The sequence below is a fragment of the Cytobacillus firmus NBRC 15306 genome (genome assembly GCF_001591465.1).
GTDB lineage: Bacteria > Bacillota > Bacilli > Bacillales > Cytobacillaceae > Cytobacillus > Cytobacillus firmus.
Map to the genome: position 1 here is coordinate 1 of NZ_BCUY01000052.1, position 22,290 is coordinate 22,290.

The 22,290-nt window shown below is 43.2% G+C and carries 24 protein-coding genes and 1 riboswitch; of the genes, 7 read left to right on the forward strand and 17 right to left on the reverse strand.

Annotation, left to right across the window (positions count from 1 at the left end; all coding sequences use genetic code 11):
* Positions 1-166 precede the first annotated feature (166 nt).
* On the forward strand, positions 167-427 hold the full coding sequence (locus BFI01S_RS14400; RefSeq protein ID WP_235831200.1) for a NifU family protein: 261 nt from the start codon (positions 167-169) through the stop codon (positions 425-427).
* 53 nt (positions 428-480) lie between these two features.
* On the opposite strand, the gene thrB is transcribed toward BFI01S_RS14400, so the two are convergent.
* The 5 genes from thrB to yutH form a co-directional block, all read right to left on the reverse strand.
* Positions 481-1,416 carry a homoserine kinase gene (gene thrB, locus BFI01S_RS14405; protein WP_061793239.1) on the reverse strand — a complete coding sequence of 312 codons (936 nt, stop codon included), beginning with the start codon at positions 1,414-1,416 and terminating at the stop codon, positions 481-483.
* The gene (gene thrC, locus BFI01S_RS14410) at positions 1,413-2,474 is read right to left on the reverse strand and encodes a threonine synthase (protein WP_061793240.1); all 1,062 of its coding nucleotides are present in this window, start codon (positions 2,472-2,474) and stop codon (positions 1,413-1,415) included. Before thrC ends, thrB begins: the two co-directional genes overlap by 4 nt.
* Positions 2,471-3,769 (reverse strand): homoserine dehydrogenase, encoded by a 1,299-nt coding sequence (locus tag BFI01S_RS14415; RefSeq protein WP_061793241.1) that lies wholly within the window; start codon positions 3,767-3,769, stop codon positions 2,471-2,473. Before BFI01S_RS14415 ends, thrC begins: the two co-directional genes overlap by 4 nt.
* A gap of 203 nt (positions 3,770-3,972) precedes the next feature.
* Positions 3,973-4,935, reverse strand: coding sequence for a 2-hydroxyacid dehydrogenase (locus BFI01S_RS14420; RefSeq protein ID WP_061793242.1), 963 nt, complete (start codon positions 4,933-4,935; stop codon positions 3,973-3,975).
* 72 nt (positions 4,936-5,007) lie between these two features.
* On the reverse strand, positions 5,008-6,015 hold the full coding sequence (gene yutH / locus BFI01S_RS14425) for a spore coat putative kinase YutH (protein WP_061793243.1): 1,008 nt from the start codon (positions 6,013-6,015) through the stop codon (positions 5,008-5,010).
* 257 nt (positions 6,016-6,272) lie between these two features.
* Here yutH and BFI01S_RS14430 point away from each other — a divergent pair, with 257 nt between their 5' ends.
* Positions 6,273-6,776 (forward strand): phosphatidylglycerophosphatase A family protein, encoded by a 504-nt coding sequence (locus tag BFI01S_RS14430; protein WP_035331967.1) that lies wholly within the window; start codon positions 6,273-6,275, stop codon positions 6,774-6,776.
* A gap of 32 nt (positions 6,777-6,808) precedes the next feature.
* On the opposite strand, the gene BFI01S_RS14435 is transcribed toward BFI01S_RS14430, so the two are convergent.
* On the reverse strand, positions 6,809-7,576 hold the full coding sequence (locus BFI01S_RS14435) for a TIGR01457 family HAD-type hydrolase (protein WP_061793244.1): 768 nt from the start codon (positions 7,574-7,576) through the stop codon (positions 6,809-6,811).
* Between the two features lie 206 nt (positions 7,577-7,782).
* Positions 7,783-8,223: a type VII toxin-antitoxin system HepT family RNase toxin gene (gene hepT, locus BFI01S_RS14440; RefSeq protein ID WP_061793245.1), complete on the reverse strand. Its 441-nt coding sequence runs from the start codon at positions 8,221-8,223 to the stop codon at positions 7,783-7,785.
* A 229-nt stretch (positions 8,224-8,452) separates the two neighbouring features.
* Between hepT and BFI01S_RS14445 the strand changes: the two genes are divergently transcribed.
* Complete coding sequence (locus BFI01S_RS14445; protein ID WP_061793246.1) at positions 8,453-8,719, forward strand: DUF3055 domain-containing protein; 267 nt, start codon at positions 8,453-8,455, stop codon at positions 8,717-8,719.
* Positions 8,720-8,818: 99 nt separating this feature from the next.
* On the forward strand, positions 8,819-9,106 hold the full coding sequence (locus BFI01S_RS14450; protein WP_009331715.1) for a hypothetical protein: 288 nt from the start codon (positions 8,819-8,821) through the stop codon (positions 9,104-9,106).
* 64 nt (positions 9,107-9,170) lie between these two features.
* Here the strand turns inward: BFI01S_RS14450 and BFI01S_RS14455 are convergent, their stop codons facing one another.
* Entirely contained in the window at positions 9,171-9,446 is a 276-nt protein-coding gene (locus tag BFI01S_RS14455; protein WP_009331716.1) for a YutD family protein, read from the reverse strand.
* Positions 9,447-9,613: 167 nt separating this feature from the next.
* Between BFI01S_RS14455 and BFI01S_RS14460 the strand changes: the two genes are divergently transcribed.
* A complete protein-coding gene (locus BFI01S_RS14460; RefSeq protein WP_061793247.1) occupies positions 9,614-10,300 on the forward strand; it encodes a YhcN/YlaJ family sporulation lipoprotein in 687 nt (228 codons plus the stop codon).
* Positions 10,301-10,355: 55 nt separating this feature from the next.
* Here BFI01S_RS14460 and lipA read toward each other — a convergent pair whose 3' ends face one another.
* A complete protein-coding gene (gene lipA / locus BFI01S_RS14465) occupies positions 10,356-11,273 on the reverse strand; it encodes a lipoyl synthase (RefSeq protein WP_061793248.1) in 918 nt (305 codons plus the stop codon).
* Between the two features lie 313 nt (positions 11,274-11,586).
* On the opposite strand from lipA, the gene BFI01S_RS14470 reads away from it, so the two are divergent.
* On the forward strand, positions 11,587-12,579 hold the full coding sequence (locus BFI01S_RS14470) for a M23 family metallopeptidase (RefSeq protein WP_061793249.1): 993 nt from the start codon (positions 11,587-11,589) through the stop codon (positions 12,577-12,579).
* Positions 12,580-12,617: 38 nt separating this feature from the next.
* On the opposite strand, the gene BFI01S_RS23085 is transcribed toward BFI01S_RS14470, so the two are convergent.
* Positions 12,618-12,725 (reverse strand): methionine/alanine import family NSS transporter small subunit, encoded by a 108-nt coding sequence (locus tag BFI01S_RS23085; RefSeq protein ID WP_115596807.1) that lies wholly within the window; start codon positions 12,723-12,725, stop codon positions 12,618-12,620.
* Positions 12,725-14,242 carry a sodium-dependent transporter gene (locus BFI01S_RS14475; RefSeq protein ID WP_061793250.1) on the reverse strand — a complete coding sequence of 506 codons (1,518 nt, stop codon included), beginning with the start codon at positions 14,240-14,242 and terminating at the stop codon, positions 12,725-12,727. Before BFI01S_RS14475 ends, BFI01S_RS23085 begins: the two co-directional genes overlap by 1 nt.
* Positions 14,243-14,699: 457 nt before the next feature.
* On the opposite strand from BFI01S_RS14475, the gene BFI01S_RS14480 reads away from it, so the two are divergent.
* The gene (locus tag BFI01S_RS14480) at positions 14,700-15,209 is read left to right on the forward strand and encodes a YsnF/AvaK domain-containing protein (RefSeq protein WP_235831201.1); all 510 of its coding nucleotides are present in this window, start codon (positions 14,700-14,702) and stop codon (positions 15,207-15,209) included.
* A 92-nt stretch (positions 15,210-15,301) separates the two neighbouring features.
* On the opposite strand, the gene BFI01S_RS14485 is transcribed toward BFI01S_RS14480, so the two are convergent.
* The 6 genes from BFI01S_RS14485 to sufB form a co-directional block, all read right to left on the reverse strand.
* The gene (locus tag BFI01S_RS14485; RefSeq protein WP_061793251.1) at positions 15,302-16,879 is read right to left on the reverse strand and encodes a Na+/H+ antiporter NhaC family protein; all 1,578 of its coding nucleotides are present in this window, start codon (positions 16,877-16,879) and stop codon (positions 15,302-15,304) included.
* A gap of 159 nt (positions 16,880-17,038) precedes the next feature.
* Positions 17,039-17,245: riboswitch (Lysine riboswitch) on the reverse strand.
* A gap of 65 nt (positions 17,246-17,310) precedes the next feature.
* Complete coding sequence (yunB, locus tag BFI01S_RS14490; protein ID WP_061793252.1) at positions 17,311-18,057, reverse strand: sporulation protein YunB; 747 nt, start codon at positions 18,055-18,057, stop codon at positions 17,311-17,313.
* Positions 18,058-18,128: 71 nt separating this feature from the next.
* Positions 18,129-19,223: an HD-GYP domain-containing protein gene (locus BFI01S_RS14495; RefSeq protein WP_061793253.1), complete on the reverse strand. Its 1,095-nt coding sequence runs from the start codon at positions 19,221-19,223 to the stop codon at positions 18,129-18,131.
* A gap of 155 nt (positions 19,224-19,378) precedes the next feature.
* The gene (locus BFI01S_RS14500) at positions 19,379-19,681 is read right to left on the reverse strand and encodes a YunC family protein (RefSeq protein WP_035329361.1); all 303 of its coding nucleotides are present in this window, start codon (positions 19,679-19,681) and stop codon (positions 19,379-19,381) included.
* 116 nt (positions 19,682-19,797) lie between these two features.
* Entirely contained in the window at positions 19,798-20,643 is an 846-nt protein-coding gene (locus BFI01S_RS14505; protein ID WP_061793254.1) for a DUF72 domain-containing protein, read from the reverse strand.
* A 184-nt stretch (positions 20,644-20,827) separates the two neighbouring features.
* A complete protein-coding gene (gene sufB / locus BFI01S_RS14510) occupies positions 20,828-22,225 on the reverse strand; it encodes a Fe-S cluster assembly protein SufB (protein ID WP_061793255.1) in 1,398 nt (465 codons plus the stop codon).
* Positions 22,226-22,290: the final 65 nt, after the last annotated feature.

The following is a 22,290-nucleotide window of genomic DNA, read 5'->3' on the forward strand; positions in this document are numbered from 1 at the left end:
TCGGGCCTTTACGGGCAGTTTGACCCCACTTGTCCTCCTTTGATTCCGCTGAGTCTTGAGGTGGGGATCTTACTGCCCGTTAGACTGCGATAAAAATATTCTCCTAATGAGTGGAAATTACGTTCTTGGAATAGATTTTTAAGACTGATTTGATTATAATAAATGTATGGAAAGGAGTCGATTTCACATGGCAGAACAAACAACTATGACTGAACAAGTTCAGGAAGTATTAGATAAATTGCGCCCATTCCTTCTTCGCGATGGCGGGGACTGTGAATTGGTGGATGTTGAAGAGGGCATCGTTAAATTGCGCCTTCTTGGTGCATGCGGCAGCTGCCCAAGTTCAACGATTACGTTGAAAGCCGGTATTGAGCGCGCTCTTTTGGAAGAAGTACCTGGTGTAGTCGAAGTAGAACAAGTATTTTAATTTTACCTTATAAAAAGCGATGTCGGCATGACATCGCTTTTTTTATTCCTTTTTTAAACTTTATGTGCGACTTCCAGCTCAGCCGGGCTTTTTTTTAACACCGTGCAGCCTTCCTGATCAATTTTCAGGGGAAGGATTTCCATGTCAGGGAGCAGCCTCTGAAGCCCTTCTGCCACTGAGGCAGCACATCCTGTCTCAGCCAGGCAGAGAACTGCCGGGCCGGCACCGCTTAAGGCAACTCCAAATACTCCGAGCCCTGGTGCAGCTTTTTCAATGACTTCCAAATGCGAAACCATTTTCTTTCGGTAAGGATGATGGAATAAATCCCCACTCATCATCTTGCCTGCCAGGGAGAAATTCCCGCTAAGCAAGGCTGCTACCATGACATTGCCGACTGCCCCAGCCTGGACAGCTTCCCTAAAGGACCATTCTGAAGGCAGAACGCCTCTGGATTCCTTTGTAAGGAGCTCTTCTTTCGGGACCACTGCTATAACATCAAATTCTATACTTTTAATACTCTGAACAGATACCTCTTCCTCTGACAGGCAACCAATAACGAGGCCTCCGAGAAGGGAGGCTCCTGCGTTATCAGGATGGCCCTCCATTCTGGAAGACAGCTCAAGCTTCTCGTACTGTGTCAGCTGAAGCCCGCAAAGCACATCAGCCAATTCAATACCCGCTACAATGGCTGCAGCGCTTGATCCAAGTCCCCGTGTGAGAGGGATGTCACTCGAAATACGGGCTTTGCATCCCGGAAGCTCTCTTCCATACTTCTTCGCGGTATCCATTGCAACCTGAAAAATAAAATTTGATTCATCCGAAGGGTAGATGCTTAGCGGCTCTGATAAAGGAATCATTTCAAACTTATCTGCCTTTTCGGCTTCAAGCGTCAAATATATATTTAAGGCAAGACCAATTGAGTCGAAGCCTGGCCCGAGATTTGCCGTGCTGCCGGGTACCTTGATGACAACCATTTCACCTTCGCTCATATGTGAACGGCTCCCTTGATATGGTTCGCAACAGCTTTTTCATCATTTGGCAGCAAAACAGGCTTAACAGGGCTGCAATCTATGGCTGTATTTGGATCCTTAAGTCCGTTCCCAGTCAGGATAGCCACCACTTTTGTTTTATGAGGAATCTCCCCATTACGCAGCTGCTTATATAGCCCCGCAAGCGAAGCACATGAAGCTGGCTCAGCAAAAATGCCTTCAGTTGAAGCAAGTTTACGGTACATGCACAGGATCTCTTCGTCGCTGACTTCATCAATTTTCCCATTTGATTCCGATAATGCTGCATTGGCTAAATGCCAGCTCGCAGGATTTCCGATTCGGATGGCTGTTGCAATCGTTTCAGGACTTTCAAACACACGGTTGTGGACAATGGCAGCTGCACCTTCAGCCTGTATTCCGTGCATTCTTGGAAGACCAGTGCCGCGCGCTTCATTGTATTCTTTAAACCCTTTCCAATAGGCAGAAATATTGCCGGCATTGCCCACTGGCAGGGCAAGGATATCCGGTGCGTCTCCAAGCTGGTCGCAGATTTCAAAGGCCCCTGTCTTCTGACCTTCAAGACGATATGGATTAACCGAGTTTACGAGAGTAATAGGTTCTGTTTCGCTTATCTTCCGCACCATTGCCAGTGCCTGGTCAAAGTTGCCTTCAATAGATATGACTTCCGCTCCATACATAACAGCCTGTGCAAGCTTCCCCATGGCGATTTTCCCTTCAGGGATGACAACTACACATCTCATGCCGGCCCTTGCTGCATATGCAGCCGCAGCCGCAGAGGTATTGCCTGTGGAGGCACAGATGATGGCGTCACTTCCTTCTTCTTTCGCCTTTGCTACAGCCATAACCATGCCTCTGTCTTTAAATGACCCTGTAGGATTTGCTCCTTCCGTTTTCACATAGAGGTCAATGCCCCAGTCCCTTGAGAGCTTATCCAGCCTGATCAGGGGAGTATTGCCCTCATTTAAAGTAAGCATTGGTGTATTTTCACTAACTGGCAAATAGTCTTTATATGTTTTTATGAGGCCTTCCCATCTCATACTCTAGCGCTCCCTTCCACACGATACGAACTTTTGATTGATTGGACTGCCGGCAAATCTCTTAAACTTACTAAAATATCCTCATAATCCTGAAGGGATGCCTGGTGGGTAACCAGCACAATCTCAGCAAGCCCTTTTTCCTTTAAAGGAAGCTGCAGGATTTTCTCGAAGCTGACATGATGCTCTGAAAAAATGGATGTGATGTTGGCAAATGTCCCTACTTCATCTTTTACATGCAACCTTAAGAAATACTTTGAATAAATTTCATCTGCATCTTTTAATTTCTTATCATATTGAGGAACTGCCGCACTTTTTCCATTGACGCCAAGACGCATATTTTTCATGACCCCAACAAGGTCCGATACCACAGCTGTAGCTGTAGGCAGACTGCCTGCCCCAGGTCCGTAGAACATGGTTTCCCCTACCGCTTCACCGTAAACATATACTGCATTGTATTCATCCTGAACCGATGCAAGAGGATGGGACTCGGACAGCAAAGTCGGCTGGACACTTACTTCCACCTTCTCCCCTTCCCGATGGGCAATACCGATCAGCTTCATGATGTACCCAAGCTGCCTGCCGTACTGCAGGTCTTCTTCTGTAATATCTGTAATGCCTTTAACCTTTACATCATCAAGGTCAATATTCATGGAAAAACCCAGTGTAGACAGGATTGCCATTTTTCTTGCTGCATCAAGGCCCTCCACATCTGCAGTCGGGTCGCTTTCCGCATATCCCAGCTCCTGAGCTTCTTTCAGAACGTCCTCATAAGCGCTCCCATTCTTGCTCATTTTTGTCAAAATAAAGTTCGTTGTCCCATTCACAATTCCCATCATTTTTGTAATTCTATCAGAAGCCAAACCATCTACCAGCCCTCTTAAAATGGGAATGCCGCCGGCAACACTTGCCTCATAAAAGAGATCACACCCGTTTTGAGCAGCAGCAGCCAGCAATTCAGGACCATAAACCGCCATCAGATCTTTATTTGCCGTCACCACATGCTTGCCATTATCCAAAGCTTTCTTTAAGTGGTTTCTGGTTTCTTCTATGCCGCCCATTACTTCAATCACTACATCTATATCAGCATCATTTAAAATGTCTTCAGGATTAAGCGTCAGCAAATTCCTGTCCACTTTAACGGCTCTGTCTTTATTTACATCTTTAACAAGAACTTTCTTCACAACAACCGGACAGCCGACCTGGTGCATAAGCTTATCCTGATGTTTCTCAATGATTTGCACGACACCTGATCCAACTGTTCCTAACCCTAATAAACCGATTGAGATTGATTCCACGCTAGCTCCCCCTTAAAGTGTTCACTATGTAAGTACATTTGTATTTGTATAGTAGACATTATAGGGGGCAAGCGAGATTTTTACAATAGGCAATTTTCCGAAAATACCAAGTGGAAGCGCTTAACATACTGTTTTATTGAGCTTTAATTTTTTTAAAAATTTTTATCCATCAATAAAGGCACCCTTCTTGGATGCCTTCATCACTATATGACCGGTGTCTTCGGTTTCTTTTCTGAAAGAACAAGGTCAATGTTTTCAACACACAGCTGCATCATGCTATAGCGCGTTTCTATGCTTGCACTTCCGATATGGGGCATGGCCACAACATTTTTCAGCTCTAACAGCGGATGTCCGGCGCCGATTGGCTCTTCCGCAAAAACATCCAATCCTGCAGCCGCAATTTCACCTGCCTTCAGTGCTTCATATAAGTCATGTTCATTTACTACCGGTCCTCTGGAGGCATTCACAAAAACAGCCTTGTCTTTCATCATCCGGAATGCGTTCCGGTTAAATAAATTTCTTGTTTCTTCTGTCAAAGGCGTCAGACAGACAACAAAATCTGACCGTTCGAGCAGCTCATCAAAGCTTACATATTGAGCTCCCAGTTCCTGTTCTGCATCCGGCTTTCTCGAGCGATTGTGATATAGGATTTCCATATCAAATCCTGCGGCACGCTTTGCCACATTTTTTCCGATATTCCCCATTCCTACAATCCCGATTGTTTTATGATGCACATCCTGGCCTGCCAAAAGCAGCGGGCTCCAGCTCTTCCAATCGCCTTTCTTCACAAACTCCGCAGCCTCCACCATTCTGCGGGCAGCAGCAAGCACAAGTGCAAATGTCAGGTCGGCGGTTGAATCATTTAATACCTCTGGTGTATTTGTAACTGTAATTCCGAGCCTTTTTGCTGTTTCAACGTCTACATTATCATAGCCGACAGCCATATTGGCAACGATCTTCAGCTTCTCTCCCGCTTTCAGAACTTCCTCATTTACCGGCTCTGACAGCATGGTTAGAAGGGCATCTGCCTTTCCCGCTTCTTGCAGAAATACATCATAAGGAACAGGCACATCTTCCCGATCCCACATTTCAACCATGTATTTTTCTTTTAAAATGGCGATAACATCTTCAGGCAGCTTCCTGCTGATAAAAACATATGGTTTCATTGAAATATCCCCTTTTCACATTCTCAGCTTACTTTTCCTTTCGCCAAGAAAGAGGGAATTCCCTGCCTTTTTTCAGCTCTTAATCCAATTCACCAGAGGAATCCTTAGTTTTTTGATCGGAACTTCGGCAAATTCAAAGAACCCGCCCAGAAAACGCTCATGGTCATCAGACTGCCAGAGATACTTCTGCAGGCGCTCCTGAAGCACCAGCTTTTGCTGTTCAGAATCGGCGCTATAATAATTTTCGATTGTTTCAAAATAATGGAGAGGAAACAAAAGACGGGCGTAGCATAACCGCCATGAAAAAGAGGATAATCCTCCTACACTTTGATATTCCGATAAGAATTGGCGGAGTTCCGGCTGATACGTTTTGATATTACGGAAGTATTTTTCCCTTGTCCATTCCGCCAAATCTCTCGACGAGTGGTCAAATACCCAGTCAAATGGATTTTTCATATAATAACTGTCTCCCCAGGTGGCAGATGTCAGTCTAATATGACAAACAGTTCCGCTGTCTGCCATTCCGGGTTCCTCATCAAGCTCTGTATCCACAAGATACTGTATTGAGTTTTCAGCCAGCCCCATATAGTATGGAAAAGACTCTAAAAACATTCTCTCAAAATCATTTTCGGGTTTTTGGAAAAGCATCTCATTCCATACCTTTTCCATTTGGTCAAGCCGCTGTTCCCAAAGCTGTTTCCATTGCCCGATTCTGCTCGTTTTTTTCACAGGAAAAGAAATGCTCCTGCCTCTGTAATGGAACTTTGCCAGCTTTCGGCCAAACTGATTCTGCTTCCTGCTCAGGGTATGCCGATTTACTAAAATGCAAAAGCGGCTATCATTCCAGTCAATGGACTGCTTGCCTTCCTTCGTTTTCAAAAAAGTGCTTATATTTCTATCTCCGTTATTGGACAGGTGTTCTGCCATTCGGTCCAGTTCATCAAGCTCTTCTTCATCTGTATGCCCCGCAGGCACAAGCAAATAAAGATGCCCCTGCTTCCGGCACGCGTCATATTTTCCGATTCTGATTGTATCTTCTGCATCTATGCCAAATTGTTCTTTCAAAAGCTTTCTAAACATTAAACCACCTCATTTTAAAGAGATCCTTAAGTGATATATATGATAGAAGACTTTAAAACTTGTTGTTTTCTTGGATAAGACTGTGTACCATGGAAATGATATAGAAAATGATTTTTTTCCGTTTGAGCGGCAGTGGGCATATTTGATAAAAAAAGGGTATATACATAGTGAAAAGTATCTAAAAGTGAACTGCACAGGTCCTTTAAAGGCCTGATGTACTTGCCGCAATCATTTATTAACCAGAAAAGGTGAAGCCAATGAATGAAGAAAAAAAAGCAGTTAATCTTACAGAGCAGACAGCACGTAAATGGCTACATGAAAGAGGGGTTGAAATACAGGATATTGCTGATTTGGTGTTCTTCCTCCAGGAGAAATATCACCCCGATTTGCAGATGAAGGATTGCATTCATAATGTTGAGCGTGTCTTATCAAAAAGAGAAGTGCAAAATGCCATTTTGACAGGAATACAGCTTGATATGCTGGCCGAGGAAAAGAAACTCCTGGAGCCGCTGCAATCGATTATCGCTACAGATGAAGGATTATACGGTGCGGATGAAGTATTGGCCTTATCCATTGTAAACGTATATGGTTCCATCGGATTTACCAATTTCGGGTATATCGATAAATTGAAGCCGGGCATTCTGAAGGACCTGAACGATAAGAGTTCAGGCAGATGCCATACCTTCCTTGATGATATTGTAGGAGCTATCGCTGCAGCCGCTTCGAGCAGGCTTGCACATAGTGCTGAAAATGTGGAATAGAAAAAAGATGGAGACTTTTCTCCATCCTTTTTCTATTTGAAGTCCCAATCCGCTAATGAATCGAGTACAAAGTCCGGCTGCCTCTCATAGCCCTTCAATAATTCTTTCGTTGTTACCCCCGTATGGACAAGCAGGGTATCCATACCGGCATTCATTCCTGCTAAGATATCCGTATCATAGTTATCTCCAACCATCAGAGTTTCTTCCTTGGCGGTTCCCAGCACCTTCAAAGCCTGCTCCATGATAATCGATTCCGGCTTGCCAATAAAAACAGGCTGAGTTTGTGTCGATACAGTGATGACAGAGGTTAGTGAACCATTGCCCGGCAGCAGTCCTCTTTCTGTCGGAATGGCAATGTCTCCGTTTGTGGAAATGAATGTTGCCCCATTCCGGACAGCAAGACAGGCAATGGACAGCTTTTCATAGTTAATTGAGCGGTCAATTCCTACCACAACGAAGTCTGCATGCTCCTCTGCAAAGCTTAGCCCTTTTTCAGACAGCGCTTCCCGTATACCTTCTTCTCCGATCACATATACAGAAGCATCATTTTTCTGTTCATATATGTAGCTGGCAGTGGCCATGCTCGTTGTAAATACCTGTCTCTCTTCAGCAGGAATCCCAAACTTCACAAGCTTATCCGCCACCTGACCTGGTGTTCTTGACGAATTATTCGTCACAAACAAATAGGGAAGACCCAGCTGCTGAAGCTTTTTGACAAAGTCCGCAGCCTCACTAATCAGCTCTGTCCCGCGATACATAGTGCCATCTAAATCGATTAAGTATCCTTTATATTTTTTCAAAACCATTCCTCCCATATGATCATGCCTTATTAGTATCCCTTCCTAACTTCTGGGCCATTTCCAGTATGGATCGTTTCCCCGCTGTTTTGATTAACCTCAGAATCATATCTCTTGTGGAGTTTTCTCCAATATGCATGACATTCACCGACCTTCTCTTTATTCAAGACTAATGTGTCATAGAGAAAAAGATCGGATTTCTCCGATCCTTATTGAGGTTTAAATGCAGAAACCGGTCCGAGTTCATTGATCAAATACTCTCTGACCCGGCCTGGAAACTCTTTAATCATGGGGATATGGCTGCTAATCGCTGCTTTTAGCCCCTCATGATTGACATCTGTGTAGTTTTGGACGAGCATTTTTCGATATGTAATGAATTGTTTAAAGCTCTCGCTCATTTCTTTGCTGATGACTTTTTCATCGTCAAGAATATCCACGATATCATCGTAGCTGCCTGGATCCCTCATGATAAAACCGTCTATCATCGTATTTCCAATATCAAGGATCGATTCGATCATAATTTGGGCAATCCGTTCCAATGCTGCCTTTTCAATAGGGGATGTCCACTCTTTCACTTCTTCAAAAAGGGAGATTTGCTGTTCCAGATAACTGAGTGTGTCTTCAATCTTTTCCCTGTCTACGAAATACATAATGCTTCGTTCCTCCTATGAAGATTTCAGGCTCCTGGTTAAAGCATCCTCCTGCACCCGTGTCATCCATAGCCACCCGAAACCCTAAAGTTCTCTTTACTTCTTTATTGTATATAAAGTTTTCAATACCTTCAATGGGGATTCACTTTGAGTAATTTCAGCTCTTGGGGGATAAACCTTAAAAAGACATGCTATAATCGGTATATAAAACAGCTAAGGAGTGTTATATTTGGCAGAACGCTTTTTCTTATATGATGATCTTGAAGATACGAAAACCAGATTCGTCAGCTTTATGGGGGAAAATCAGCGATTCGATTTAGCTATCATTCGTTCAGATCGCTATTACGGCAAACAATTGGTCCTTGATATCCAGGGAAGCCGCTTTGCCATCATTGGAGAAGATGACTTAAAGGAAGAAGGCTATCTTGAGCATGTTTTTCAGCTTTCTGAGGAAGATGCAGAGGAGCTTAAGTCATTTCTCATGGAAATCGTTTAATATACGATAATAAACAGATACTAAGGGAGAACCTATTTTGTGGGTTCTCCTTTTTCTTTAAAGACCCTGCTGCATATAAACTTCCTAAGGAGTGATAGCATGGACGATAAAGAAAGACGCACATACACCGATTTCTCAAATGTGGAAACGCAAAGGAATTTCCTTATTCCCGAGGACTTGCCTGAAGGTGCCTATGGCTCTCCCAGAAATGCGGATGAGCCGGTAGAGAACAAAAGCACCCCATGGCAGGAGGGCCAGCGCTATTACAGTGCCTTCAATTATGAGTTCAAGTCCCTCCATCAGAACTTGCCGAGGCAAATGCCAGGGGCGCATCCGCCGCATGATGACCCTGATAAAAATGAAGAACCGCCATATACAGAGACTTAAAAAAGCGTACACCCACAAAGGGCAGGCAGCATCAAAAAAGGGCAGGGTTACCCCCCTGCCCTTTTTAGCTTTTCACTTTTTTCACAACAAAATAGGCACATCCGAAATTACAGAATTCGTAAAGATACTCGGTCAGAGTACTTATTTTTGTATCAAATGAAGCCTTTTGGTTCTGATCATCGAAAAAGCCGCGGAGACGAAGCTGACCATATCCCCAGTCGCCAACAATATAGTCATACCTGGATAAAATTTCGCTGTATCTCCCGCGAAATGCTTCCTCATTAAAACCATCCCGTTCTTCCTGAATCACTTCATAGCAGATATTATTAATGCAGACCAATTTATTCACCTCAACTTAAAAAGCATATGTACCAGTATTATATTGGAAATCACAGGATATGAAAACAAACCAATATTTGTCCTAATTAAATTATAACTGATTCCCCATCAATTACTAAGAGAAAAAAATTCAGCAGTGGCAATTCTATAGATGAGGAGGTGTTTATAGTGAAAAAATCACTAATCATTCTTGGTATTAGCGGCATGGCTGCACTGACTGCCTGTCAAAACAATGCCGCACAAGAAGATATCTATGAAGAAACCGGTCACACCATAAATGTAAATGACCAGCGTGCTGATTTATACAATAGGGATATGGGCAACGGGCGAAACGGCCGAAACAATACCGGTGAAGACTTCGGATACGTGCGCCATCAAAAAAGCCCAATTATGGGAGACAACGTTTCAGCGGATCACTATGCTGCCATTGACCGTGAGCAGGTTGCAGATATTATCGGAAAATATTGCACTGAAGTTCCGAACGTGGACGATATTTCAACTCTTGTAACAGATGAAGAAGTCCTGATCGTATATAACACTGACACAAAAAATCGCAATCAGACAGCTGATCAGGTGAAGAAGATGGCCATGTCTGTAGTCCCACGATGGTATCATGTCTATGTAAGTGATGATACTTCATTAAGGAAAAATGTTGAAAACTATGCAACAGTTGATTCTGATGGACGTAATGCTGAAAATGGCATTAACCAGTTAATTAAACAAATGCTTAATTCTCCTCAAGGAGAAAGAATGAGTGAAAGTGAAAATGAAAACGGTGAAATGCAAGGCGAAAGAAACGATGATATGGATAAAGATGATCTTGGGGAAAACGTCAAGAAAGCAGGTAACCGTTAATCATTCAGCAGTATGAAAAAAGAGTCCAGCGATGGCGCTGAACTCTTTTTTTATCTTATGCTTCCTGGATTTCCTTTTCTGCCATAAGCTGCTTTTGTTTAGATGCCGCATTTACCTGCTCATCAGCATGATAGGAAGAGCGGACAAGCGGGCCTGCTTCACAATGGCTGAATCCTTTGCTCATTGCAATGTCCTTCAGCTCCTGGAATTCTTCAGGTGAATAGTATTTCAAAACCTTAAGATGTTTCTTGGATGGCTGCAGATACTGCCCTATTGTCATAATATCAACATCATGGGCACGCAGATCATCCATTACCGCAATTATTTCCTCTTTTGTTTCGCCAAGCCCGATCATCAAGCTGGATTTTGTAGGAATATCTGGCTGCATCTCTTTTGCACGCTTTAAAAATTCAAGAGAGCGCTTATATTTTGCACGAGCTCTTACTCTTGGAGTCAGGCGCTCAACTGTTTCGATATTGTGGTTAAGAATATCAGGCCGGGCATCCATAAGCATTTTCAGGTTATCATACACACCGCCCATGTCTGAGGGCAATACTTCAATCGTAGTGAACGGGCTTTTTCTTCTGATGGCACGGACCGTTTCTGCGAAAACAGCAGCACCGCCGTCCTTTAAGTCATCTCTTGCTACAGCTGTTACCACTGCATGCTTTAAGTTCATTAGCGCTACGGAATCTGCCACGCGTTCCGGCTCCTGAAGATCCAATTCAGTTGGCAGGCCCGTTTTGACAGCACAAAACCGGCAGGCACGCGTACAAACATCCCCAAGAATCATGAACGTGGCCGTTCTTCTTACTGCCCAGCATTCATGAATGTTGGGGCACTTAGCCTCTTCACAAACAGTATGAAGATTTTTTTCCCTCATCATTTTTTTAAGGCCAGTATAATTTTCATTTGTGTTTAACTTTATTTTCAGCCATTCAGGCTTGCGCAAGTATTCTTCTTTTTTGCTCATTTTCCCACTCCTTAAACTGAAGCTAGACGGAAAGAAAGGCGCAAGCGCCTTACCCTTGGCTTGAGGCCTCGAGGGGGTAGGCGCTGGAGCCAGACAGTTATCTGACTTCAGAATTAATACATTCTTGCCTATTAAAAAAGCCTGTCATAAGCAAATTCCGACTAAGCTGATTAGGCTTCACCTGATGCCACTTTATCATAATGAATTGAAGAGGACAAGCCGAAGATTCTGGTATTACCATTAATTGATATTTATTAAATTATCCATTCCTCACAAACTAAATAAGCAGACCATAAAAGAAGGGAGGATTTCCGTGCGGATATTATTTACCGCAGCTGCGGCCTTATTGTTATTACTGATTTCCTTATGCACAGTCAGCGCCCAAGAAAATCAAGCTGATGTATATAAACAAAGAATGACCTTATATAAAAAAGTTGAAGCTGTTACGAACATCCCCTGGTATTACCTTGCGGGGATTGATCAGTATGAACGGAATGTCCGGCAGTCCAGAAGGGATATTCCCAAAGCAGAAGGCATTACAGGCATCTATTTCAAACCTGAAGAGTGGGCGGGAATATTGAACCCAGATCCATCCGATGAGAATCCTACATCCATACAATTTTTCAATGGAATAGGAATGGACGGGGACGGGGACGGAAAAGCCAGCTTGAAAAGTGATGAAGATGTTCTTCATTCCTTTGCCAAATTCCTTCTCTCATATGGTACAGACCATGATAATGTAAAAATTGGATTGTGGAATTATTATAAACGCGATAAAGCTGTCGGCATCATTATCGGCAAAGCCCAAATTTATAAACAGTTCGGCCGCCTTGATCTTGATGATCACACCTTCCCTGTCCCTTTGAGGAGCAATTACAGCTACAGAAATACTTGGGGTGACGCAAGGGGCTGGGGCGGAAGACGGATTCATGAGGGAACCGATATTTTTGCTGATTATGGGGTACCAGTCCGGGCTACTTCCTATGGAATAGTGGAAATGAAGGGCTGGAACAAATATGGTGGATGGAGAATTGGCATCCGTGATATTAATAACAATTACCATTATTTTGCCCACTTAAGCGGGTTTGCAAAGGATCTCAGGGTTGGCCAAATCGTCGAACCCGGCATGATGATAGGCGGAGTTGGAAGCTCCGGATATGGGCCTCCGGGTACATCAGGCAAATTCCCGCCACATCTTCATTATGGCATCTACAAAGACAACGGCTATACTGAATGGTCCTACGATCCATATCCACACTTAAGATTATGGGAAAGACAGGAACGGATTAAAGCCAGAAGAAAATAAACAAAGGACTGCCCATTAGCCAGGCAGTCCTTCATAAATTATTTAGCTTTTTTTGCTTTGGACACAGCATTCATGATACTTGCTGCAAGGCCGCCCCAGATAATGAGCATCCCAGCCACCATCATTGTAATTGCACTTATAGACATTATTGAGATACCTCCTTATCAGCTGGTATTGTAAGCTTAGTCTGTGTATCATTCTTTTTAATAGCCATAAACACAAATCCTAAGATAATGGCGGCAATGGCTACTGCCCAGCCGGAATAGAGAAGGAAGCTGGTAGGATACCCTTCATAATTCTCTTTAATATTCGTAATAATGTTTTGAACCATCATATAGCCAAGCACGATTGGTGTAATAGCTGTCAAGCATATCTTCCACCAGGAACCAAGTCTTATATCAGAAACAGCATCTGCATGATTTTGAAGATTCTTGAGCTCTTTAAGCACCCAGCCAACAATAACAACCTGTACCAGTCCTGCTAACGCAACACCAAATTGGTTGATGAAGTAATCAGCCGCATCCAGGAAGTATAAACCGCCCTGTGTCGCAAAGAGAACGGAAATTACAGCAGATAAACCGCCCCCAACAAGAACAGCTTTGTTACGTGATACATTAAACTTATCCTGTACTCCGGCAACAAATGTTTCAACAATTGAAATTAGCGATGTTAACCCCGCCAGTGTTAAACAGATAAAGAAGAAAGAACCGAATAGCCCATTTAAAGCAGGGAATTCGTTAATGATCTGCGGGAATACAACGAATGCCAATCCTACACCTGATGATACTACCTCATTAATGCCTACACCCTGCTGTGCAGCCATAAATCCAAGTGCGGCAAAAACACCGATACCAGCAAGAAGTTCAAAACCGGAGTTTGCAAAGCCGGTAATGAAGGCGCTGTTTGTCAAATCCGTTTTCTTTGGAAGGTAGCTTGAATAGGTTACCATGATGGCAAATCCAATTGATAAACTAAAGAATATTTGGCCATATGCCGCAACCCAGACTTTAGGATCTGCTATCATCTCCCAGTTTGGCTTAAAGAATGCATCCAAACCTGCAATAGCCCCATCAAGAGTCAATGCGCGAACAACAATAATTAAAAATAAAACTACAAGGACAGGAATAAAGATTTTGTTCGCGATTTCGATACCTTTTTTGATCCCTTTAAACAGGATTCCAAGCGTCACAGCCCAAACAATAACTAACGGTATGAATACTCCCGGTACAATTCCGCCGACATCTCCAGGCATTTCCGCAAGCTTTAAATATTCTCCAAAGAGGAATCCGTTTGGATCGTCACCCCATTTGAGATTAAACGAGAAGCCTGCGAAAGACATTGCCCATGCGATAATAACTGCATAATATGTTGAAATCACAAATGAAATGGCAACTTGCCACCAGCCCAGCCATTCGTATTTTTTACTTAATCTTGCATAAGACAAAGGTGCTGATCCGCGATACTTATGTCCAATTGTAAATTCCATAATCAAAAGCGGTATACCTGCTGTCAGCAAAGCAAACAAATACGGAAAAAAGAATGCTCCCCCTCCATTTTCATAAGCAACTGCCGGGAAACGCCAAATGTTTCCTAGACCAATTGCAGAACCCACAGCTGCCATAATAAACCCAGCCCTGGATCCCCACTGCGGACGATTATCCATAGTAAATCCTACCCCCTGTAAATTCTCCCAATTAAAAAGAACAATGGGAACTTTTTATATTTTCAGATAATTAAATCTAACTAAGCCTAGTATAGCTAGTTTTTGATATTCTGTCAAAACATTATTTTCCTAATAGTAATATTTTTCAAAATAATTACTTTTAGTACAATACCAGAGTAAAGCGTCTATGAAAATTAATATATTCCTATTTTAATTTCCATTTGGATTCCACCCGGCCAAGTGTTATTTTACCAAAGCTGACCAAGTAATTCCTTGTCCTCACCCCCTTTTTAAAATTTATTCTTGAAACTTAAAAAGTTTCGTTATTTATTCAAATAATTCAAAATAAAATTATGCGGATGCCAAAATTAACCTCGTTTGGCCATTGTGACCCCGGGAATATAACCAATGTGCTTGAAAATTTCCAAATAAGCATAAATGAAATACCAGTGATAGAATGGATACTGCAACTGGCTTTACCGGTGCCGGAACTGCTGAAGCCAAAGCGGACAGCACTTACACAGGCGGATATCATGAGCTAAGAAATTCAGCTGCAGAAGATGAGCAATCATTAAAACTGCGGGAAGAACATCTCGATGTGTCGAAAGAACGTGTGCAAGCCGGAGAAGTTGAAATCCATAAAGACGTTGTGGAAAAACAAAAATCAGTAAATGTACCGGTCGAGCATGAAGAAGTATATGTAGAAAGAAGAAAAGTGAATGATGCGGCTGGTGTAAGCTCCTCACCTATATCGGATGAAGAAACAATCAGGATTCCTATTACAGAAGAGCGTGTGGAAGTCTCCAAAAAGCCCGTTGTCACCGAAGAGATTGTCGTAGGCAAACGGGAAGTTCAGGAAACGCAGCAGGTCAAGGAAAATCTCAAGAAAGAAGAAGTGCATTTTGAGAGAGGGCATGAACACATTACAGAAGATGAAGACTTAAATAGAAAAAATAATAACCTATAAATAAAAGGGTTCCCTCAGGGGAACCTTTTCATTTATGTTGGACGGCACCAAAAAAGGCCTTCTCTCAAAGAGAAAGCCTTTTTTTACAGTGTTTAACTTGCCATATTTTCCTGCCAGGCTTCTTTCTTGCCGCGGCCAAGGAAAGCAAATACCGCTACAAGCACAGCCACTGTAAGTAATGCGATAATAGTGCTGCCAGTAAATCCGATAATCAGATATCCAACAGAAGCGATTCCCGCTGAAATCAAGGCATATGGAAGCTGAGTCATCACATGGTCTATATGATTACAGCCTGCACCTGTTGAAGAAAGAATCGTTGTGTCGGAAATCGGTGAACAATGGTCGCCGAACACCGCACCTGCAAGGACAGCAGACATAGCCGGCAATAACAGAGAAATATCTGTTGCAGCAGCAATGTCTCCCGCAATCGGAAGCAGGATTCCGAAAGATCCCCATGAGGTTCCAGTACTGAAAGCCATAATTCCCGCTATGGCGAAAAGTAAAAACGGAAGCCATGATGTGCTCATATTTGAGCTTTCCACCAGACCGGCTAAATACTTTCCAGTTTCCAAACGGCCGATTAAATCAACAATCGCCCAGGCAAACAGCAGGATATAAACAGCTGGAAGCATGGATTTAATGCCTTCCCATACCCCTTTTCCAAAAACATTTGGATTAACACCTTTCAAGGAGAACGCCTGACGGAAGAATAAACCAAGCGAAACCAATAGACCTACCAAGCCACCAAGGATTAGGGATTTAGAGACATCCGTATTCTCAAATATTTGTAAAACGGTCGCATTTCCTTCAACCGCCTGTGAACCCGTCCAAAACATTGAGCCCACTGTACCAATGACAAGAGCTATAATCGGCCAGACAAGATTACCAACAGATCCTTTAGAACTTGTTGGAAGGCCGTCCTTCAGTTCACCAGGTGCCGGTTTCTCAGGATCCATTACTAGCCCCTCTTCAACCGCCCGCTTTTCATGCACTCTCATTGGCCCAATCTCTATGCCTCTTATCGCCACGATAAATACAATAGCAAGAGTAGCCCATACATAAAGGTTCATGGGAATCATTTGAATAAATGCCGAGAAAGCTGAATACTCGGTAACATTATGTGCAGCAAGGATTGTCCCGATCAGCGCAATAATGTATGCTCCCCAGCTAGAAACCGGTGAAACCACACAAACAGGTGCTGAAGTCGAATCAATCAGGTACGCCAGCTTTGCACGGGATACGCGCTGGCGGTCTGTAATCGGACGTGAAATCTGACCGACTGCCAGAGCATTGAAATAGTCGTCAATAAAAATGATAATACCTAAAACAGCTCCGACAATCTGTGCGCCTGCACGGGTCTTGACCCGCTTCATCGCCCATTCTCCAAAAGCGCGGCTTCCGCCTGAGATAGATATAAATGCAGTAATAACTCCTAATACAAGCAAGAATAGAATAATATATACATTCCAGGTGTTCAGCTCTCCTTCTGAAACAAAAATTCCTTTTACAGCATCCCAAATGATGCTGAAAGTTTCTGTGATGCTGAATTCAGCCAGTAATAATGCGGCTGTTACGATCCCCACTCCCAATGACAGCAAAACGCGCCTGGTCAGGATAACCATAGCGATCGCTACCAAAGGCGGCAGCAGGGAGAAAATCGTGTTAGTCATTACTTATCCTCCTCTTGTTTTTTTGGATCACACAATCTTAATGCGTGTCCGTTTGCAATCAGGGGAACAACAAGAATGATGACAAAAACCAAAATAAAAAAAGAGTAACGATAGAGAAAAATCTATCATTACTCTTTTGAAGTAATTAGTTTCTCCATCACGATCTGTAGCTCCCCATTATGAAGGCTTTCAAAAAGTATATTCATACTTTCCCCTCATAATGACAGTGTTACTCCTATTCGAAGTAACCCCAGCATGATTAGTTTTGACTCACTAATTCTGCTTCGGCAACATTCCCTTTCGGCTGCGGTCGTCGTTGTCATCCTCACACAGCGTACTTTTGAATCCTGCACCTCTACCCCATCGGATATGATAAGGTTTTTATGAAATTATAGTGGAATTTTATCAAAATAGTAACCTAATAGCAAGAGTTATTGGCCGGCCGGTATTTCTATTGAAGGCGAGGTGCCCCCTCCGCCATTGTAAAATTGCGGGACCTTTCCCGGGTAAATGCCATAAGCCGCCAGCACATCCTCCTGTACTGTGATAATTTTGGTGGCAAAAGGAATGATAATTTGAACCTGTACGTCCAGGCGGACCAGCACCTTCACTTCCACATTATTTATGCCGTGATCCTTTGTCTCAGTTATGAAATTGGAGGTAACGGAACCGACTGCATTAAACTTCACAGGTATTCGGGGACCCAAGTTACCGAGGAGGGCATTATTGGTTGCCTGGCCAAGCGGCACGTAATAGACAATTCCATTTGAGTGCTGCATTTCCTCCGTATTGATTTCCACGTCTGTAAAGGACTCCAACGCATCCAAATCGCCCTTCTCCGCTTTCTTAATATTATCCTGAACCATTTCGGTTACTTCCGCTTTGACTCTGTTCAGCTTTTCCACGTTTATGCTGACAACACCGCTCTCGCTTGCTTCGAACATATCTTCCAAATCCATCACATTGGTAATTTTCTTATTAATCGCATTGTTTATCACCAATGACGCGATTTTTCTTGTCTGTGAATCGGCATAACTCATGAGTGTGGGCTTAAGCCCTTCATTGATAATCCATAGGCCGGCAGCAGTTGAGATAACGAAGAATATAAAGGTCAAAAGAAATACATAGCGAAATGGAAGAGGACCTTTCCGGGGCAGCCGGCCGCGAAATTTTGCCAAAACAAATCCCCCCTTTACATGCTATATGTATGCTGTAAAGGAGGGAACTAGGCTCAAAAATCCAAAATAGTTTAATGTTGTACAAAAGTCGTATCACAGCCCGTAATAACGGAATTCAATTCAGCCCCTAGGTCTGCTTCATATGGCTCAACGTTTCTGCCATTTTCTTCAAGAATACGGATGACCGGCCTGTCGCTAAGTCCCGCATTCTGCCGGCAGACAACTCCTTTTCTTCCATTATTCAGCTCGACAGTAATACCAACCGGATACACGGCTACCGCCTGACGGAAAACTTCAATGACTTTCTTGTCAAACAACTTGCCGGCCCCTGCATACAGAACTTCCAGGCCTTCGTGCGGGAGCATGGCCTGCCTGTATATGCGGTTGGACGTTACTGCGTCAAACACATCGGCAATCGCAATAATCTTGCCGAAATCATGAATCTCGTTCCCCTGGAGGCCGCGCGGATAGCCTGAACCATTCAATCGCTCATGATGCTGAAAGGCACAATGTGCAACAAGAAGAGGGATCGTCTCTACTTTTCTTAATATATTAAATCCATCTTCCGGATGCTTCTTAATTGATTCAAATTCTTCAGCTGTCAATTTACCCGGTTTCAAAAGAATATCTGCAGGCACCTTCATCTTTCCGACATCATGAAGAATAGCACCAAGCCCCAGGATTTCAAGTTCCTTCGGCAGGAGCTGAAGCTTCATCCCGATTGCCAGTGAATAAAGAGTCACATTCAGGGAGTGTGTGAAAATATAGTGATCGTATGTATAAACATCTGATAGGATCGTAAGCAGTTCTTTATTTCCCCTTATTTCACTGATTAGCTGACGAATCAGCCCTGAGAGCCGCTTTGAGGCATTCTCAATTACCAGAGAGCCTGATAACTCTTTATTTGCTTCTACTTCTTTCAGAACGTTTTCTATGGTTTCGATAGCCTGTTTGCGCATTTTGGGAGTCAGTGGGTCCTTATATTGAATATCCTCAGTGCGCACATCCTTGATGTACACATAGGTAATCCCCATTTCCTGCAGTTTATATATTAAATTATCAGCCAGCTCCACACCTTCATGCAAAAGGACCTGACCCTTGTCATTAAATATAGCTTTGGCCAAAACACTGCCAGTCTCAATTGTATTGGTTGCTGCTAATCTCATATGTATCTCCCATATCCTTTTATCGGTGCTACTTTATATTTCGGGCATTATTTGGTTTTATTTACATTATACGACAAAATTCCCAGTTTGAGAGTAAAATTAATGTGCGGAGCTGCTCATGCATTAAAAAAAGGCAGCCCTATTCAGGCATGCCTTTAGATCATTTTGAGCAGTGCTTCTTTTCCAATCGTTCCTTTAACAATGCCCAGTTCCTCTGCCTCATAAGTGACAGATTCAAGCGGGGCATTCAATAGCTGATCTATCGTTTTTACACCGACAGCCCTGCCGGCAATTACTTTGCGGTCCTTAAGTTTCTCATTCAGCAAAGCTACATCCAGGGCTCCGCACATGATATACCCTTTATCATTCGTTACCACCAGCAGATTAGTCTTGGGCAATTGCACCGAAACACTCAAAAAAGTGTGGCCATCTATATCAATCGGTTTCAAATCAATCATACCTGCACCCACTCCTTTCCTTTTCCCTTACACAATATGTGCGGACAAGGAAAAGGGTGAAAGTGACAGGCACCTATACCAGTTGGCTGAAGTGGTATAGGTGCCTGTCACCCGCCTTAGAATAAATCAAGCTGTCTTGGAGCAAGCTGCTGATATTTGATATCCAGCATTTCGATCATTTGTTTAGCGTTGTCTGCCGCGTCACCGCCGGAGTTGTTGTTGAAGACGGCGAATACATTTTTACATTCTTTCTCGAGCTTTTTTAGATGTTCTGCCCATTCAGCCAGTTCTTTTTCATTATAGCGGTAAAGATAGCGGACCTCGCGCCAATTGTCCCCATTTTTTTTCTGCCACCCGTGAACATTGCGTCCGTGGAAACGAACGAGCACTTTGTCGGTATTGGTTGTTTCCAGAACAGTTGGAACGGAACCTTCACCTGCTTGCGGCTCATCACAGATGCTGTGAATCCATTCTTCCTCATTCATAAAGCTTAATGTGCTTTCCCTAAATTCCGGCCGGAACCATGATTGATGCCTGAACTCCAGGGCACACGGGATCGCCCCCATCTGCTCCTTGCACCAGCGAAGATAATCAACATTGGCTTTTTTGCAGTCAAACCATGGCGGAAACTGAAACAGCACCATAGCCAGTTTGCCGGACTCGATATAAGGATCCAATGAATCTTTAAACGCCTCAAACATTTCTTCTTTGCTTTCAAAAGGAATTTCGCCTCTCTGATGGCCCGTCATACCCTGATAGGCTTTTACAATGAAATGAAAACCATCTGGGGTATCATTTACCCATCTGGCGGAGTTGCGTTTTGGCTGCACGGCATAAAAAGCAGAGTCCACCTCTACTGTCGGGAAATGGCCTGCGTACTCCTTTAATTTATCTCTGGGCGAAATGACGCCGGTATAAAGGCTATCATGATCGCCCCAGCCTGTTACGCCTATGATAATCATTGGAACACCTCCGTTTTGGCTAGGTATTTGTCAAATTAAAATGAAAACTAACTTGGCCTCTTAACAAGTGATATATCACCACTTTAGCAATTTAATCAGCAATTTTCAAAAAATAATATATAGCCTGTTCCTATTTAAAAACCCGCTTACCATGGCCGGTAAACGGGTTTTCGTAAAATATCTATTAACCGATAGAACCTTCCATCTCAAACTTAATCAGACGGTTCATCTCTACTGCGTATTCCATTGGAAGTTCTTTCGTAAATGGCTCGATGAAGCCCATTACGATCATTTCTGTTGCTTCTTCCTCTGATATTCCACGGCTCATAAGGTAGAATAGCTGTTCTTCTGATACTTTTGAAACCTTTGCTTCATGCTCAAGAGAGATGTTGTCGTTCAGGATTTCATTGTATGGAATTGTATCTGAAGTTGACTGGTTATCCATAATTAACGTATCACACTCAATGTTGGCACGTGCGCCTTCAGCTTTGCGGCCGAAGTGAACGATTCCGCGGTATGTTACTTTACCGCCCTGCTTGGAAATCGATTTTGATACGATCGTTGAAGATGTGTTCGGTGCAAGGTGAATCATTTTCGCACCCGCATCCTGATGCTGCCCTTTGCCTGCTAATGCAATGGAAAGGGTCATGCCACGTGCACCTTCACCTTTAAGGATAACTGCCGGATATTTCATTGTCAGTTTTGAACCGATGTTTCCGTCAATCCATTCCATTGTTGCGTTTGATTCACAAACCGCACGCTTTGTAACCAAGTTGTATACGTTGTTTGCCCAGTTTTGGATGGTTGTATAACGGCAATATGCGTCTTTTTTGATGATGATTTCAACAACCGCACTATGAAGTGAGTTGGTTGTGTACACAGGTGCAGTACAGCCTTCTACATAGTGTACATGTGCGCCTTCATCAACAATGATAAGGGTACGCTCAAATTGCCCCATGTTCTCAGAGTTAATGCGGAAATATGCCTGCAATGGCGTATCAACCTTAACTCCTTTAGGAACATAGATGAACGATCCGCCAGACCAAACAGCTGAGTTTAATGCAGCAAATTTGTTGTCTGTAGGAGGGATAACCTTTGCCCAGTGCTCACGGAAGATATCTTCATTTTCGCGAAGAGCTGAATCTGTATCCTTGAATACGATTCCCTTTGCTTCCAGGTCTTCCTGCATGTTATGGTAAACAACCTCTGATTCATACTGTGCAGAAACACCGGCAAGATACTTCTGCTCAGCTTCCGGAATACCCAATTTATCAAACGTCTGTTTGATTTCTTCAGGAACCTCATCCCAAGAACGCTCTGTTTTTTCAGAAGGCTTTACATAATACGTAATTTCATCAAAGTTTAATGACGCTAAATCTCCGCCCCATTGCGGCATAGGCATGTTATAGAAATGGTCCAATGATTTTAAACGGAAGTCAAGCATCCATTGTGGCTCTTCCTTCAATTTTGAAATCTCTTCAACAATTTCTTTTGTCAAACCGCGTTTTGATCGGAAAATGGAAACGTCTTTATCGGCAAAACCATACTTATAATCGCCGATCTCAGGCATTTTTTTTGCCATCGTCGTATTCCTCCATTCATATAGGAAAGGGTTCACACCCTATCAATTCATAGTTTTTTAGCACA

Bases quoted from the DNA above. Each gene is read 5' to 3' on its own strand.
- BFI01S_RS14400 (WP_235831200.1), top strand. From the start codon at position 167: ATGGAAAGGAGTCGATTTCACATGGCAGAACAAACAACTATGACTGAA.
- thrB (WP_061793239.1), bottom strand. From the start codon at position 1,416: ATGAGCGAAGGTGAAATGGTTGTCATCAAGGTACCCGGCAGCACGGCA.
- thrC (WP_061793240.1), bottom strand. From the start codon at position 2,474: ATGAGATGGGAAGGCCTCATAAAAACATATAAAGACTATTTGCCAGTT.
- BFI01S_RS14420 (WP_061793242.1), bottom strand. From the start codon at position 4,935: ATGAAACCATATGTTTTTATCAGCAGGAAGCTGCCTGAAGATGTTATC.
- yutH (WP_061793243.1), bottom strand. From the start codon at position 6,015: ATGTTTAGAAAGCTTTTGAAAGAACAATTTGGCATAGATGCAGAAGAT.
- BFI01S_RS14430 (WP_035331967.1), top strand. From the start codon at position 6,273: ATGAATGAAGAAAAAAAAGCAGTTAATCTTACAGAGCAGACAGCACGT.
- hepT (WP_061793245.1), bottom strand. From the start codon at position 8,223: ATGTATTTCGTAGACAGGGAAAAGATTGAAGACACACTCAGTTATCTG.
- BFI01S_RS14450 (WP_009331715.1), top strand. From the start codon at position 8,819: ATGGACGATAAAGAAAGACGCACATACACCGATTTCTCAAATGTGGAA.
- lipA (WP_061793248.1), bottom strand. From the start codon at position 11,273: ATGAGCAAAAAAGAAGAATACTTGCGCAAGCCTGAATGGCTGAAAATA.
- BFI01S_RS23085 (WP_115596807.1), bottom strand. From the start codon at position 12,725: ATGTCTATAAGTGCAATTACAATGATGGTGGCTGGGATGCTCATTATC.
- BFI01S_RS14475 (WP_061793250.1), bottom strand. From the start codon at position 14,242: ATGGATAATCGTCCGCAGTGGGGATCCAGGGCTGGGTTTATTATGGCA.
- BFI01S_RS14480 (WP_235831201.1), top strand. From the start codon at position 14,700: ATGGATACTGCAACTGGCTTTACCGGTGCCGGAACTGCTGAAGCCAAA.
- BFI01S_RS14485 (WP_061793251.1), bottom strand. From the start codon at position 16,879: ATGACTAACACGATTTTCTCCCTGCTGCCGCCTTTGGTAGCGATCGCT.
- BFI01S_RS14495 (WP_061793253.1), bottom strand. From the start codon at position 19,223: ATGAGATTAGCAGCAACCAATACAATTGAGACTGGCAGTGTTTTGGCC.
- BFI01S_RS14500 (WP_035329361.1), bottom strand. From the start codon at position 19,681: ATGATTGATTTGAAACCGATTGATATAGATGGCCACACTTTTTTGAGT.
- BFI01S_RS14505 (WP_061793254.1), bottom strand. From the start codon at position 20,643: ATGATTATCATAGGCGTAACAGGCTGGGGCGATCATGATAGCCTTTAT.
- sufB (WP_061793255.1), bottom strand. From the start codon at position 22,225: ATGGCAAAAAAAATGCCTGAGATCGGCGATTATAAGTATGGTTTTGCC.